Consider the following 15013-nt stretch of genomic DNA (forward strand, 5'->3'; position numbering starts at 1 on the left):
TCTTAGCGGGGAAACAGGCACATGCCTACCGCATGTTTCGCGCCGTAAATACCTGTGCTGACCCATGGCGCCGCGCAATTTTAATCGCCGGAAGGTCAGGAAATGGCAGGAAGCCAAGATATAATGTTCGTCAACCTATCGCCGGGCGAGCGCACGACGATTCCACGCGATCGTGTGCATGGACCTTTCATGAAGATAACGGCAGCAATTGCTATTCGACCTAGACATGATGACGAGTAAGGGCGGCCCCGGGCGTTCTGAAGAGCATATCCAGCTCATCCAATCCTGGCGGCGCCTGGCCGACCAGTTGGGTCCGCTCATCGGTGACAACGGCTTTTGCGCGCTGTATGGACGGGCATGCCGTCTTGTCGGTCCCGAATTTATTTGGCTGGCGGAAACGTCGCCATGCAAGACCCGCGACTCCCAAATCACCGCGCTGGACGAGCTGCTCGCCAGCGTGGCACCCGACCACGCAAAGGCCGCGCATGCGGCACTGCTCCAGACGTTTACCGAGTTGCTGGCGTCACTTATCGGCCAGGCTCTCGCACGACGCCTGCTCGATGCCGCCGCGCGGGACGGGGAAGAGAAGAATGCACAGGAGCACAAGTAATGAGCGATAAAGTATCCCTTGGAAAGCTGAGCACTGGCGTGCCGGGGCTCGATGTTCTCCTGGGGGGAGGGCTGAGCGAGTTTTCCTTCAACCTGATCGCCGGGCCGCCGGGATCGGGCAAGACCACGCTGGCCCATCAGATCATGTTTTCGCTGGCAAGCAACGAGCGCCGCGCCCTGTTCTTCACGGTGCTGGGCGAACCGCCCCTCAAGATGCTGCGTTACCAGCAACAGTACAGCTTCTTTGACATGGACATGGTCGGCAACTGCGTGCGCTATGTCAACCTGGCCGAAAACCTGCGCGCGGGCGATTTCAGCGGCGTGCTGACGCGCCTGATGAAGGAGGTCGAGGATTTCTCGCCCAGCCTGGTGTTCGTCGATTCCTTCCGCTCGGTGGCGCAGACCGCGCGCGCCGGCATCGAGGGCGTGGCCGATCTGCAGCACTTCATCCAGGAACTCGGCACCCGCATGACCAGCTGGCAGGCGACCACCTTCCTGATCGGCGAATACCTGCACGGCGACGCCGAAGCCAGCCCGATCATGACGGTGGCCGACGGTATGATCGCGCTGACGCCGGTGCACGAGGATAACTCTGTAGTGCGCAAGATGCGCGTGGTGAAGATGCGCGGCCAGGCCCACCTGGGCGGCTCGCACACCTTCCGCATCACCGACGACGGCATCCGCGTGTATCCACGCATCCTGCCGCCGCTGGCGTCCGACCATCACCAGGGGGCGCGGGTCGACCGCGCTCCGGCGCGCATCCCCACCGGCACCCCCGATCTCGACGGCCTGCTCCACGGCGGCCTGCCGCAAGGCCACTCGCTGCTGGTATCGGGGCCGAGCGGCTGCGGCAAGACGATCCTCGGCACCCGCTTCCTGCAGGCGGGCGCGCGGATGGGCGAGAAGGGCGTGGCAGTCTCGTTCGAGAAGGGCGCATCGCGCCTGCGCAATGCCGAACTGGCCGAGCTGGTCGCCAATGGCGACGTGCAGATGGTCGAAAGCCGCAAGATCGACCTGACGGTCGACGAGCTGCTCGACGAGATGAACGAGGCGATCGACCGCACCGGCGCGCGCCGGGTGGTGGTCGATTCGCTGTCCGAGCTGGCGCTGTACCTGGCGCCGGAAGGACGCAACCAGCTGCGTTCGACCGTGTTCCAGATGCTGTCCTCGCTGGCCAAGCGCGGCGTCAGCGTGCTGGTGACGATGGGACTGGACGACGAATTCACCCAGCTCAGGTTCAGCCAGGCCGACGTGGCCTATCTCACCGACGCCATCGTGGTGATGCGCTTCGGCGAGAGCGCAGGCCAGATCCGCCGCTTCATCTCGGTGGTCAAGGTCCGCGGCAGCGCCCACAGCACCGATCTGCGCGAATTTCGCATCGGCGACGACGGCATCCGTATCGAGCCGGTAGCGACCAAATTCGAAGGCGTGCTGCACGGTTTACCCGTCGCGCGCGGGATAGCCTGAATGAATCTCACGGCGGCGACACCAGGCAGCGACGACGGCACCCTGGCGCTCCGCCTGGCGGCGCTGGAACGCGAGGCGGAGCAGTTGCGCGGCGATCTCGTCGCCAGCCGCGCGCTGACCGCGAGCCTGCGCGAAGCGAACGAGCATCTGGTGCTGGCCGCGGTCGACGCCCAGACCTCGCGCGACGACGCCGAGGAAACCAACCGCCGCCAGAACGAATTCCTCGCCATGCTGGCGCACGAGCTGCGTAATCCCCTGGTGCCGATCAGCGTCTCGGCCAGCCTGCTCGAACGGGCGCCGGTGAATCCCGTTGCCCTGGAACGGCTGACCGGCGTGATCCAGCGCCAGGTGGGCCATATGGCGCGCCTGCTGGACGACCTGCTCGACGCCGCCCGCCTCAGCAGCGGCAAGATCACGCTCGCCATCGAGCCGCTGCGGCTGGCCGAGCTGATCGAGCATGCGGCGGAAACAGTCATGCCACGCGTGCGCGAGCGCGGCCAGGAGCTGGCGATCGCGCGGGCGGAAGATGCCCTGGTGGTCGATGGCGACCGGGTACGCCTGACCCAGGTGTTTACCAACCTGCTCAACAATGCCTCGAAATACACGCAGGACGGCGGCCGGATCGGGGTCGCGGCCCAGGCCGGCCCTGACGGCCGCGTGACGGTCACCATCGAGGACAACGGCGCCGGCATGTCCATTGAGACTATCGGCCGCGCCTTCGACCTGTTCACCCAGGGGCCGCGCACGCTGGCGCGCTCGGAGGGCGGGCTCGGGGTCGGGCTGAACGTGGTGCGTAATCTCGTCACCATGCACGGTGGCAGCGTCGCCGCCGCCAGTCCCGGGCTGGGGCAGGGCAGCACCTTCAGGGTGTCGCTGCCGCTGTCGAGCGCGGTGGCGTCCGACGGCGTGGCCGACGGCGCCGCGCCGGTCGCCGGCGCCAGGCGACGGATCCTGATCGTGGAAGACAATGCCGACGCGTCGGACGTGCTGCGCATGCTGCTCGAAGTCGAAGGACACGCGGTGGAAATCGCCGGCGACGGCCATGCCGGGCTGGCGCTGGCGCTGGAAGGGCGGTTCGACGCGGTCGTGTGCGACATCGGACTGCCGGGCCTGGACGGCCTGGAACTGATGGCGCGCCTGCGCGCCGCGGACGCGGGGACGGGAGTAAGTGCGGGCGCGCATGCTGGCACGGGTGCAGGCGCAACCCGGCCCCTGACGATCGCCCTGTCGGGCTATGGCCAGCCGCAAGACCGCGAACGCGCGCTGGCGGCCGGCTTCGACCGCTACCTGGTCAAGCCGGTGGCGCCCGGCGTGCTGATCGAGTTGCTGGCGGGCGCGGCGTCTTAGGCGCGGCGGCAAGGTTGGCTGCGCGCCCCGGCCGACCCTACGCCAACAAACGCCGCAGGCGCGTCACCGCTTCCTCGATCCGCTCGTACTTCGTCGCATACGAAAACCGCACGTGGCGCTGCGGCGCCGCCACCCCGAAATCGTCGCCCGGCACGATCGCCACGTGGGCGTCCTGCAGCACCGCCAGGCTGAACGCCGCGCTGTCGCCGCGCAGCGGGTGCGCCACGCGGTCGATGTCGGCGTACACGTAAAAGGCGCCGTCCGGCATCACCGGCACCCCGAAGCCGAGCTCGCGCAGCGCCGGCACCAGGTAGTCGCGGCGGCGCTGGAATTCGCGCCGGCGCTCCTCGAAGATCGCCAGCGCCTCGGGCTCGAAGCAGGCTAGCGCCGCGTGCTGGGCCACGGTCGGCGCGCAGATGAACAGGTTCTGCGCCAGTTTTTCGAACACCGGCACCAGGCTGTCCGGCACCACCAGCCAGCCCAGGCGCCAGCCGGTCATGTTGAAATACTTGGAAAAGCTGTTCACCGTGATCGCGTCGGCATCGAACGCCAGCGCGCTTGACGGCTGCTGGTCGTAGGACAGGCCCTGGTAGATCTCGTCGACGATGGCAAAGCCGCCGCGCGCGCGCACCGCCTCCAGCATGGCGCGCAACTGGTCAGGGGTCATCGAGGTGCCGGTCGGGTTCGACGGCGAGGCCACCAGCACGCCGCGCGTGCGGTCGCCCCAGAGGTCGGCCACGTGGTGGGCGCCGAGCTGGTAGCGGTCCTCGTGCGAACAGGGCACCAGCACCGCCTGGCCCCCGAAGCTGGCCACGAAATGGCGGTTGCATGGATAGGACGGGTCGGGCATCAGGACTTCGTCGCCTTCGGACACCAGCGCGGCGCAGGCCAGCAGCAGGCCGGCCGAGGCGCCGGCCGTGATCACGATGCGGCGCGGGTCGATGTCCAGGCCCTGGGTCGCGGCGTAGTGGCGCGAGATCGCCGCGCGCAGCTCGAACAGGCCCAGCGATTCGGTGTATTGGGTGACGCCGCCCCGAATGGCTTCTATCGCGGCGCTGGCCACGATGTCGGGCGCGGTGAAATCGGGCTCGCCGACGCTCATGCTGACGACGTCGTGGCCGGCGCGCTTGAGTGCGCCGGCGGCCTTGACCATCTCCATGACGCGAAACGGTTCGATCGCGTGCACGCGCTGGGCGACCTGGAGTTGGCGGTTGGGAGTAATGAGAGACATGCTGGATGGCAGGGAGTGGGAATCCCCGCCATCTTACTGGAAGCCGGGCTGACGCGCGCCCGAACGGCGGCGGCGCACCTGCAATCCGTACTTCTGCCAGACCCTGTCGATACAGGACATCAAGGGGGCCAGCGGCCGCCTGTACCGGCATCTCGAAGCTGGTGCCGGGCTGCGAGAACCAGGGCGAAGACGAATTGAGCACGCCAGCGGTGGCCGTGCTCGCCCAGGACCCGGATGGCCGCACCGTCGTCGTCGCCAACGCGCGCGCCGACGGCCAGGGCCGCCTGATGCAGCCGGCGCTGGGGTCGAACCGAGCCTGGCGAGCGCTTTCTTCAGATTGTCTTCAGCGCCCCGCGTCTGCCCGGGCGGCACGGGGCGTTGCGTTTGCGTCAAGACTGTCTGATCCGGCGGAATTCTGTCATGCTTATCGCCTGCACTTTCACAACAACGATAACGAAGACATGACCAAAGCCCCGATTGCCCGCCTGGCGCTCTGCATTGCAGCCATCCCGCTTGCCGCCAGCCCGCTCGCTCTCGCCCAGAACGCCGAACGCCAGCTGGCCGGCGTCACGCGCAACCAGAATTCCCTCGAGATCGCGACCAACGACGGCCGCTACCTGATCAAGCCGTATTCGAGCACGATCGTCGAGACCACCTTCATTCCCAAGGGCGAGCGCTTCGATCCGGCCTCGCACGCGGTGATCCTGGCGCCGGTGCAGGTGCAGGCCACGTTCAGGGACGAGGGCGGCCGCATCACCTACGCGGTCGACGGCGGCATCAGCGTCATGATCGACAAGCAGCCGTTCCGAATCAGCTACGCCTACAAGGGCAAGCCGCTGGTGGCCGAAAAGGGGGGCGTGCAGCGCGCCAACGGCATGGACGTCATCGAATTCGCGCTGGAAGACGGCGAGGCCCTGTACGGCGCCGGCGCGCGCGCGGTCGGCATGAACCGCCGCGGCCACCGCTTCCAGCTGTACAACAAGGCGCATTACGGCTATGCCGAGCGCTCCGAGCTGCTCAACTACACGATTCCGGTGGCGCTGTCGTCCAAGAAATATGCGATCCACTTCGACAATCCGCAGACCGGCTGGCTCGATTTCGACAGCCGCAACGACGGCACCCTGCGCTACGAGGTGATCGGCGGACGCAAGACCTACCAGGTCGTGGCGGGCGACAGCTGGGACCACCTGATGGCCGGCTACACCGGCCTGACCGGCCGCCAGCCGCTGCCGCCGCGCTGGGCCTTCGGCAACTTCGCCAGCCGCTTCGGCTACAAGTCCGAAGCCGAGACGCGCGCCGTGGTCGACAAGTTCGCGCAAGAGAAGATTCCGCTCGACGCCGTCATTCTCGACCTCTACTGGTTCGGCAAGACGGTGCAGGGCACGATGGGCAACCTGGCCTGGGACCGCGACACCTTCCCCAACGCAGAAAAAATGATGGCCGACTTCAAGGCCCGGGGCGTCAAGACGGTGGTGGTCACCGAACCGTTCGTGCTGACCACGTCGAAGCGCTGGGGCGAAGCGGTGGAGAAGGGCGTGCTGGCCACCGACAAGGCGGGCAAGCCCTACACGTATGACTTCTATTTCGGGAACACGGGCCTGATCGACATCTACAAGAAGGAAGGCCGCGACTGGTGGTGGAGCATCTACCGCGACCTCAAGAAGGGCGGCGTCACCGGCTGGTGGGGCGACCTGGGCGAGCCCGAGGTGCACCCGTCGAGCCTGCAGCACGCCACCGGCTCGGCCGACCAGGTGCACAACGTCTATGGCCACGACTGGGCGCGCCTGATCTTTGATGGCTACAGGCAGGAATTCCCGAACGAGCGGCCCTTCATCCTGATGCGCGCCGGTTACTCCGGCTCGCAGCGCTTCGGCATGATCCCGTGGTCGGGCGACGTCGCGCGCAGCTGGGGCGGCCTGCAGTCGCAGATGGAGATCTCGCTACAGATGGGCATGCAGGGCCTGGCCTATATGCACTCCGACCTCGGCGGCTTTGCCGGCGCGGTGCTGGACGACGAGCTGTACGTGCGCTGGCTGCAGTATGGCGTGTTCCAGCCGGTGTTCCGTCCGCATGCGCAAGAGGCGGTGGCGTCCGAGCCGGTGTTCCGCTCCGAGCGCACCAAGGTCCTGGCGCGCGAGGCGGTATGGCTGCGCTATGCGATGCTGCCGTATAACTACACGATCGCCTTCGACAACGAGCAGACCGGCATGCCCCTGATGCGGCCCCTGATGTTCGTCGAGGCCGATCCGGCCCAGCCGGCCGAGCGCTCGACCACCTATCTGTGGGGCCCGGACTTCCTGGTCACGCCGATCGTCCATCCGGGCGCCACCCGCGCCGAGGTGTACTTCCCGAACAGCGGCAGCGTGTGGTTCGACTTCCATACCGGCCGCGCGCACCAGGGCGGCATCCTCGAGACGGTGAAGCCGGTCGAGGCCCACATCCCGGTCTATGTGCGCGCCGGCGCCTTCGTGCCGATGGCGAAGGTGGTGCAGACCACGCGCGACTACACCGGCCGCGAGATCGACCTGCACTACTACCACGACGCGTCGGTGGCCGCCTCGAACGGCAAGCTGTACGACGACGACGGCGAGACCGCGAACGCCCATGCGCAGGGCAAGTACGAGATCGTGCGCTTCGACAGTCGATTCGCCGACAGGCGGCTCGAGATCGGCTTCAAGACCGAGACCGGCAAGGCGATGGCGGCAAAGGAACGGGCCTTCGCGCTCAAGGTGCACAATGTGAAGGCGAAGCCACGTGGCGTGACGGTCGACGGCCGCGCCGCGCGCTTCGTGTTCAACGCCCAGCAGCACCTGCTCGAAGTGCGGGTCCCGGCGCGCCAGGGCCAGGCGGCGCAGGTCGCCATCGAACTGTAACGACGACAGCGCGGTCTGTCGCACCGCGCTTCTTTAACGCGCCACGATCAGGCGCAGTCCCAGCCCGATGAACACTGCCCCCGCGATCCGGTCCAGCCACATGCCGGCCGTGGGCGTGCGGTTGAGCCACTGGCCGATCGCTCCCGAAAAATAGCCGAGCGCGCCGAAGATGGCGGCCGCCTGCAGCGTGAACACGATGCCCAGCAGGCCGATCTGCAGGTTGGCGTCGCCGCGCGCCGCCACCACGAACTGCGGCAGGAAGGACAGGAAGAACAGCGCCACCTTGGGATTGATGGCCGCGGCCACCAGCCCCTTGGCGAACAGCCGTCCTGCCGGCTCGCCGGATGCGCCGGCGGTGGTCACGCGCGCGCCGCCGCGGCTCCTGATCGCGCCCCATCCCATCCAGATCAGGTACAGGCCGCCCGCCACCTTGAGCGCGGTGAAGGCCGCTGGCGAGGCCGCGATCAGCGCGCTGACGCCGATCACGGCCAGCACGGTATGGCTGATGCAGCCGAAAGCGCACCCGAGCCCGAAGGCGATGCCGCGCAGGCGGCCCTTGGCGATGCCGGTGCTGAGCACCATCAGGTTGTCGGGGCCGGGAGAGAGGGTGATCAGGATGGCGGCGGCGAGAAAGCCGAAGAGCTGTTCGGGCGAGAGCATGGACGTGTCGAAAAAAGAAACGGGCGAACAGCTTATCGCATGTTCGCCCGCGCATGTTCGCCCGCGCATGTTCCCCCGTTCGGGCGGCGCGGGCCTGCAGTCTTACGACTTCTTGCAGCTCAGTTCCTTGGCATTGGCGCCCCACTTGATGGTGACCTTGCCCTGGTGTTCCTTGAATTCTTCGCTGCGGTTGCCGTAGGCGATGCCGCTGGCGGTCCGTTCTCCGCGCAGCAGCACGTGTTCCTTGTCGCGCACCGCGACCATCGAGGCGGGCGTGGTGTCGAGGAAGGTGGCGCTGATCTTGCTGCCGTCGCCGCAGGTGAAGGCGACCGGGCCGGTCGTCTTGACCAGCTTGTAGGTCGATTGCAGCTGCAGCATGCGGCTGCCGTAGGCGTTGTTGATGCAGCCGTTCATGTCCTTGGCTTCGGCGCACTCCTTCACGCCGTCCCACCATTTGGTGTGCCGCTCCTGCAGTTCCTTGCTGGCGCCGGCGTCGAGCTTTTCGAGCGCGGCGCGGTACAGGGCGAAGACCAGGCCTTCGGATTCGGCCGAACCGGGATGCTGGCAGATCTTGGCTTCGGCGCTGCCGATGCCCCTGGCGCAAAAGCCGGGCATCGAGACGGCCTGGACGCCCAGCGGCAGGGCCAGGACGGCGGCGGCGATGAGGTAACGTTTCATGGTGTGCTCCTTATTGTATCGAATGCGATGGTGGTGGCGGCGCTGCGTCGTGCAGCACCGATGGAGATGGGCCCTGGGGACGGCCGCTGGAGCTGAGTCCTACGCCGTGACCTTCGCCAGATCGAGTTCGACCCAGGTCGGCGCATGGTCGCTCGGCTTCTCGCGGCCGCGCACGAACTTGTCGACTCCGGCATCCTTCAGCGCCGGCTGCAGTGCGGGGCTGAGCAGCAGGTGATCGATGCGGATGCCGGCGTCGCGCCCGAAGGCGTTGCGAAAGTAATCCCAGAAGGTGTAGATCGTCTCGTCGGGGTGGATGGCGCGCAGCGAATCGAGCCAGCCCTGGTCGATCAGGCGCTCGAAGGCGGCGCGGGTCTCGGGACGGAACAGGGCGTCGTCGACCCAGCGCTCCGGCTTGTAGACGTCGCGCTCGGTCGGGATCACGTTGAAGTCGCCCGCCAGCACCGCGGGAACGCCCTGCGCCAGGAGTTCGAGGCCGCGCAGGCGCAGGCGCTCCATCCAGGCCAGCTTGTAGTCGAACTTGGGCCCCGGCGCCGGATTCCCGTTCGGCAGGTAGAGGCCGGCGATCAGGATGCCCTTGTAGACCGCCTCGATGTAGCGGCTTTGTTCGTCGGTCTCGTCGCCCGGCAGGCCGCGCTGCACCTCTTGCGCCGGCTCGCGGGTGATGATCGCGACCCCGTTCCAGCTTTTCTGGCCGTGCCAGAGCGCGTGGTAGCCGGCGTCCTCGATCGCCTGCAGCGGGAATTTGTCCTGCGGGGCCTTCAGCTCCTGCAGGCAGACGACGTCGGGCTGGCGCTCGCCGAGGTACTGGATGAGGGCATCCAGCCGGCTATTGATGCTGTTGACATTGTAGGTTACGACGAGCATGGCTTCTCCGATCGAGTTGAGGTCATTATGGCAACAATTTGCAGCATCAGGCGCACGGGTCGCTTGCCTGGTGCGCCGCTATGTCAATTGAAACTGGCGACGCAGGTTCAGGCGCGCGAGCACGCCAGGCAACCGCTCGAGCGGGCCTGCCTGGCGCACTTTGCGCGCGACGTCGGCGACCGGGTCTGGCTCCTGGCCGAGGGGAAGATCCGGGAACAGGCCACGCCGCAAGCATTCTTCGCCAAAGCCGCAACACCCGCGCGCGCAGCAGATCCTGGCCGAGCGCCGCCGCGACTGGCCGTTGCGAGAATCCGCCGCGCTGCTATGATGAAGGCCTTCGGCTTTCATCACAAGGCGGCAGCATGGCGCACCAGACCATCCTCGAGTTTTCGACCGGCGGCCGCGGTACCCGCGAGATCACGCGCGATGTGGCCGCCGTGGTCGCCGCATCCGGCGTGCAATGCGGCCTGGTCCAGGTCTTCGTGCAGCACACCAGCTGCTCGCTGCTGCTCACCGAAAACGCCGACGGCGACGTGCGGCGCGACCTGGAAACCATCGTTGCGCGCCTGGCGCCTGACGGCGATCCGGCCTATCGCCACGACGCCGAAGGGCCGGACGACATGTCGGCCCACGGCCGCACCATGCTGACCGACACCGCGCTCACGATTCCGCTCGGGGGAGGGCGCATGCTGCTTGGCACCTGGCAGGGCGTCTACCTGTGGGAACACCGCACGGCGCCGCACCGGCGCCGGGTGGTCGTCACGGTGCTGGGCGGCTGAACCGTGCACGCTGGCCGTCCGCAGATCATGCCGGCGGCATAAAATTCGCTGCGGCGTAGAGCGGCCCCGCGACTTCTGGTAACGTGAGGCGATCGAGCCCGTCCACGTCCGGAAAAAACCATGACCGCCGCCACCGCCAGCCGTCGCCGTACCCTCCTGACGTTAGTCGCGCTGTGCGCCGAAACGGCCCTGCTCGCGCGCGAGTATCTGCATGGCGGCGTGGCGTCGCATCACCTGCTGGCCAATCCCGACCTGCCCGCGGTGTCCAACTGGTGGGGCCTGCTGCTGGTGCCGCTGCTGACCTGGTGGACGGTGGGGCGCGTCGAGCGCCGCGCCGCCGGGGCGGGGGGGCCGGCAAGACGCGCGGCCCTGGTCGGCTTCCTGTGCGCGCTGGCCTACGGCGCCATGCTGGCGGCGCTGTTCGCGGCCGGCAGTCCCGTGGTGGATTACGTGTTCTTCGGCCTGCTGGCGCTGGCCCTCGTGGTGCGCCTGTGGCACGCCGAATACCTGCTGGGCTTTGCGCTGGCCATGAGTGTCGTGGCCGGCCCGATCCTGCCGGCCATGTTCGGGGCCATCATCGCGCTGTTTTCCTGGCTGGTGCATGCCGCGGCGCGCGCGCTGTGGCGCAGGCTGCGTCCGGGCGTGGCCTGAGCGAGCCGCCTGTCAGGAACCATCCTTTCCTGCTGTTCACCGCGATCTTCCTGACCCCGCTGTCGGTCCTGGTGGCCGTAATCTGGATCGCCGCGAGGGCAAAACGTTTTGGCGCCTGAGCCTCGGGCTTCGGCCCCGGACCGGGAGGGACGGGCCTGGACCGACCTCTGGTGTGGCCGTTCGCTGCGCTTTCTTCCTATAATTGATGGCCAGCCGGCGTGTTCCCGGCCGTTTTTCGCCACTTCCGACCAGCCATGACGTCCAGCACCGCCACGTTCGATGAAGAAGCGCGCCTCGCCGTCCTCGATTCCTACGGCATCCTCGACACGCCTCCCGAGCGTTCGTTCGACGATGTCGTGCGCCTGGTCAGCCAGTTGCTGGCCGCGCCGATCGTCGCGGTCAACCTGATCGCGCGCGACCGGCAATGGTTCAAGTCCGAGATCGGCCTGGGCAGGCGCGAAATGCCGCTGGACGACTCGATCTGCCGTTTCGCGCTGCTCGAGGAGGAGCAGATGATCGTGCCCGACATGCGCGAGGATCCGCGCTTCAGGGACAATCCGCTGGTGACGAAGGATGCCGGGTTGCGCTTCTACGCCGGCGCCCTGCTCAAGACGCGCGACGGCGTTGCGCTCGGCACCTTGTGCGTGCTCGATGACAAGCCGCGACCGCAGGGCTTGAGCGAGCAGGAGCAATTCGTGCTGGCCACGCTGGCGCACCAGGTCATGAGCCAGATCGAGCTGCGCAAGGCGATGGCCGAGCAGGAAAACCTGATCGCGGCGCTGCGCGAGGCCGACCAGCGCAAGGACGAATTCCTCGCCATGCTCGCGCACGAGCTGCGCAATCCGCTGGCGCCGATCGTCTCGGCCGCCACGATGTTGTCCAACTTTCACCTCGATCCCGTCATGGTGCAGCGCGCCAGCGAGATCGTGGCGCGCCAGGCCGGGCACATGACGTCGCTGATCAACGACCTGCTGGATGTGTCGCGCGTCACCCGTGGCAAGGTGGAACTCGAGTTGCGCGAGCTCGATTTCAAGGACGTCGTCGCCGACGCCATCGAACAGGTGCGCCCGCTGATCGAGAAGCACCAGCACCGCCTGACCCTGGACCTGCCGCCGGCGCGCGCCATCGTGGTGGGCGACCGCAAGCGCCTGGTCCAGATCATGACCAATATGCTCAGCAACGCCGCCAAGTACACGCTCGAAGGCGGTCACATCGCGGTGCGCCTGACGACGGATGGCGGCGCGCTCGCGGTCGACATTCGCGACGACGGCATCGGCATGTCGCCCGAACTGATCTCCAGCGCCTTCGACCTGTTCGCGCAAGGCGCGCGCGGCCTGGACCGTAGCCAGGGTGGGCTCGGCATCGGCCTGGCGCTGGTGCGCAGCCTGCTCAGGCTGCACGGGGGCGCGGTCAGCGCCAGCAGCGATGGTCCTGGCAAGGGCAGCGCCTTCCATGTCAGCCTGCCGCTGTCGACGCGCGACCAGGTCGAGCGGCGCGCGCGCGACCGCAACCCGCCGCGCGCAACTATGCCGGCGCTGCGCATCGGCGTGGTCGACGACAACGAGGACGCGGCGGTCACGCTGTCGCTGCTGCTGGAAACCCTCGGGCATACGGTGCTGATCGCGCACAGCGCGCGCGACGCGCTGGCGGTGTTGCCGGACTTCGGTCCGGACGTCTGCCTGCTCGACATCGGCCTGCCCGAGATGAACGGCTACGAGCTGGCCGCGGCGCTGCGCGCGCAGCCCGGCGCGTCGCAGGCGATCCTGATCGCGGTGACGGGGTATGCGCAGGAGAAAGACCGGGCGCGGGCGCTCGCGGCGGGCTTTCACGACCTGTTCGCCAAGCCGGTCGATCTCGAGGTCCTGGGCGCAGCGCTGGTGCAGATCGAGAGCCGGCGCGCGGCCTGACGCCGGCGCATGCCGGAGCAGCGCCGCTTGTTTGCGTCACGTTTTGCGCCAACTGTTGCGCCGCCGCTGGCGTGCGCCGGCGTCGCCGTGCGGCAGGCAGAATCTGTTCCTTCATGAGTCGTCGCGAAAGGACAGAGCAATGACACAGCGTTACCAACCCATCACGCGCCTGGGCCTGGGCGGCACCGGCCTTGGCGATATGTACCACGAGACCAGCGACGAGGCGGCGCACGATACCGTCGATGCCGCCTGGGATGCCGGCATCCGCTATTTCGACACCGCGCCGCACTACGGCGCCGGCCTGTCCGAGCACCGTTTCGGCCAGGCGCTGCGGCGCCGTCCGCGCAACGAATACACGCTGTCGTCCAAGGTCGGCCGCATCCTGGCGCCGAGCGAGACGCCCGAGATCGCGGCGCCGTTCGTGGGCGGCCTGCCGTTCCGGCGCATCGACGACTACACCGCCGACGGCGCGCGCCGCTCGATCGAGGACAGCCTGCAGCGCATGGCGCTGTCGCACATCGACATCGTCTATGTGCACGACTTGTCGCCGGACCGCTTGAGCCAGGCCGAGTACGAGCACCATTACGCGATCGCGGCCGGCCGCGGCGGCGCCTTCGAAGGGTTGGTCAGGCTGCGCGAGGAGGGCGTGATCAAGGGCTGGGGCATGGGCGTGAACACGATCGACCCGTGCCTGCGCGCGCTGCGCGACTCGGACCCCGACATCTTCCTGCTGGCCGGGCGCTACACGCTGATGGAAACCACGCCGCTGGACGAGCTGTTCCCGCTGTGCGAACAGCGCGGCGCCAGGGTGGTACTGGGCGGGCCGTTCAATTCGGGCTTCCTGGCCGGCGGCCCGAACTACGACTACGCCCCGGCGGATCAAGACAAGATCGCGCGCCGCGAGCGGCTGCGCCAGGTGGCCGCGCGCCATGGCGTCGACCTGCCGGCGGCGGCGCTGCAGTTCGGCCTGGCCCATCCGGTGGTGGCGGCCACCATCCCCGGCGCCAGCAGCGTGGCGCACCTGCAGCGCAATGCGGCCTTGATGAACATCGCCATCGCGCCGGCGTTCTGGGAAGAGCTGAAGGCCGAGGGCCTGCTGGCCAGGGAAGCGCCGCTACCGGACGGCAAGCCGGCGCTGCGAGGCGCTTAGAACTGCTCGTCCGGGGCCAGGTAACGCCACTGGCCTTCGGGCAGGTTGCCCAGCTTGACCTTGCCGATGCGCACGCGCTTGAGGCCCACCACCTTCAGGTCCACCATATCGCACATGCGCCGGATCTGGCGCTTCTTGCCTTCGCGCAGGGTAAAACTGAGCTGGTCCTCGTTCTGCCAGCGCACCTTGGCGGGCAGCAGCGGCTTGCCGTCCATCCACAGGCCGTGATTCAGTTTTTTCAGGTCGCTCTCGGGCAGCTTGCCCGGTTTGGTGTACTGCACCCGCACCAGGTATTCCTTGTCGACGCTGGTGGTCTCGCCGATCAGGTGCTTGGCGACGCGGCCGTCCTGCGACAGCACGAGCAAACCCACCGAATCGATGTCCAGCCGCCCGCACGGCACCAGGCTGCGCAGCTGGGTCGGATGGAACTGCTCCTTCGACGGGTCGTCCGCCCAGCGGTTCTCGGGCTTGATCAGGGCGACGGCCGGCGTGTAGCCGTCTTCGGCCTGGCCGCTGACGTAGCCGACCGGCTTGTTGATCAGGATGGTCACGCGTTTCGATTGCTCGGCCGCGGCCTGGCGCTCGACCGTGATGCGCTGGGTCGGCAGCACCTTGCTGCCCAGTTCCGAGACGACCTTGCCGCCCACCCGCACCCAGCCGCGGGCGATCCATTCATCGGCTTCGCGGCGCGAGCACAGGCCGAGTTCGGACATACGTTTGGAGAGGCGGAGCGGTTCGGTCATCTGGAAAAGCTTTACTGTAAAAAGAGGTGAATC

Annotated in this window: 14 protein-coding genes; 8 read left to right on the forward strand and 6 right to left on the reverse strand. The window is 67.6% G+C overall.

Annotation, left to right across the window (positions count from 1 at the left end; all coding sequences use genetic code 11):
* Nucleotides 1–226 precede the first annotated feature (226 nt).
* The 3 genes from ACZ9AQ_RS04715 to ACZ9AQ_RS04725 are packed head-to-tail and all read left to right on the forward strand — an operon-like array spanning nt 227 to nt 3423.
* Complete coding sequence (locus ACZ9AQ_RS04715; protein ID WP_429202411.1) at nt 227–610, forward strand: hypothetical protein; 384 nt, start codon at nt 227–229, stop codon at nt 608–610.
* Complete coding sequence (locus ACZ9AQ_RS04720) at nt 610–2076, forward strand: RAD55 family ATPase (RefSeq protein ID WP_429202409.1); 1467 nt, start codon at nt 610–612, stop codon at nt 2074–2076. The genes ACZ9AQ_RS04715 and ACZ9AQ_RS04720 overlap by 1 nt, the downstream gene beginning before the upstream one ends.
* Nucleotides 2077–3423, forward strand: a complete 1347-nt coding sequence (locus tag ACZ9AQ_RS04725) for a hybrid sensor histidine kinase/response regulator (RefSeq protein WP_429202407.1) — start codon at nt 2077–2079, stop codon at nt 3421–3423.
* Between the two features lie 37 nt (nt 3424–3460).
* On the opposite strand, the gene ACZ9AQ_RS04730 is transcribed toward ACZ9AQ_RS04725, so the two are convergent.
* A complete protein-coding gene (locus tag ACZ9AQ_RS04730; protein WP_429202406.1) occupies nt 3461–4654 on the reverse strand; it encodes a pyridoxal phosphate-dependent aminotransferase in 1194 nt (397 codons plus the stop codon).
* A 461-nt stretch (nt 4655–5115) separates the two neighbouring features.
* Here ACZ9AQ_RS04730 and ACZ9AQ_RS04735 point away from each other — a divergent pair, with 461 nt between their 5' ends.
* On the forward strand, nt 5116–7527 hold the full coding sequence (locus ACZ9AQ_RS04735) for a glycoside hydrolase family 31 protein (RefSeq protein WP_429202404.1): 2412 nt from the start codon (nt 5116–5118) through the stop codon (nt 7525–7527).
* 33 nt (nt 7528–7560) lie between these two features.
* Here the strand turns inward: ACZ9AQ_RS04735 and ACZ9AQ_RS04740 are convergent, their stop codons facing one another.
* The 4 genes from ACZ9AQ_RS04740 to ACZ9AQ_RS04755 form a co-directional block, all read right to left on the reverse strand.
* Complete coding sequence (locus ACZ9AQ_RS04740; protein WP_429202402.1) at nt 7561–8187, reverse strand: LysE family translocator; 627 nt, start codon at nt 8185–8187, stop codon at nt 7561–7563.
* Nucleotides 8188–8289: 102 nt separating this feature from the next.
* A complete protein-coding gene (locus ACZ9AQ_RS04745) occupies nt 8290–8865 on the reverse strand; it encodes an MliC family protein (RefSeq protein WP_429202400.1) in 576 nt (191 codons plus the stop codon).
* 99 nt (nt 8866–8964) lie between these two features.
* Entirely contained in the window at nt 8965–9750 is a 786-nt protein-coding gene (gene xth, locus ACZ9AQ_RS04750; protein ID WP_429202398.1) for an exodeoxyribonuclease III, read from the reverse strand.
* Between the two features lie 78 nt (nt 9751–9828).
* Nucleotides 9829–10098 (reverse strand): hypothetical protein, encoded by a 270-nt coding sequence (locus ACZ9AQ_RS04755; RefSeq protein ID WP_429202396.1) that lies wholly within the window; start codon nt 10096–10098, stop codon nt 9829–9831.
* Nucleotides 10099–10112: 14 nt separating this feature from the next.
* On the opposite strand from ACZ9AQ_RS04755, the gene ACZ9AQ_RS04760 reads away from it, so the two are divergent.
* The 4 genes from ACZ9AQ_RS04760 (at nt 10113) to ACZ9AQ_RS04775 (ending at nt 14237) form a co-directional block, all read left to right on the forward strand.
* Nucleotides 10113–10529, forward strand: coding sequence for a secondary thiamine-phosphate synthase enzyme YjbQ (locus ACZ9AQ_RS04760; protein ID WP_429202395.1), 417 nt, complete (start codon nt 10113–10115; stop codon nt 10527–10529).
* Nucleotides 10530–10649: 120 nt separating this feature from the next.
* Entirely contained in the window at nt 10650–11180 is a 531-nt protein-coding gene (locus ACZ9AQ_RS04765) for a hypothetical protein (protein ID WP_429202394.1), read from the forward strand.
* A 254-nt stretch (nt 11181–11434) separates the two neighbouring features.
* Nucleotides 11435–13087, forward strand: coding sequence for a hybrid sensor histidine kinase/response regulator (locus ACZ9AQ_RS04770; RefSeq protein WP_429202393.1), 1653 nt, complete (start codon nt 11435–11437; stop codon nt 13085–13087).
* Nucleotides 13088–13226: 139 nt separating this feature from the next.
* Nucleotides 13227–14237 (forward strand): aldo/keto reductase, encoded by a 1011-nt coding sequence (locus ACZ9AQ_RS04775; RefSeq protein ID WP_429202391.1) that lies wholly within the window; start codon nt 13227–13229, stop codon nt 14235–14237.
* On the opposite strand, the gene ACZ9AQ_RS04780 is transcribed toward ACZ9AQ_RS04775, so the two are convergent.
* On the reverse strand, nt 14234–14980 hold the full coding sequence (locus ACZ9AQ_RS04780; protein WP_429202389.1) for a pseudouridine synthase: 747 nt from the start codon (nt 14978–14980) through the stop codon (nt 14234–14236). The genes ACZ9AQ_RS04775 and ACZ9AQ_RS04780 overlap by 4 nt on opposite strands.
* Nucleotides 14981–15013 lie beyond the last annotated feature (33 nt).

The sequence above is a fragment of the Massilia sp. UYP34 genome (genome assembly GCF_056279385.1).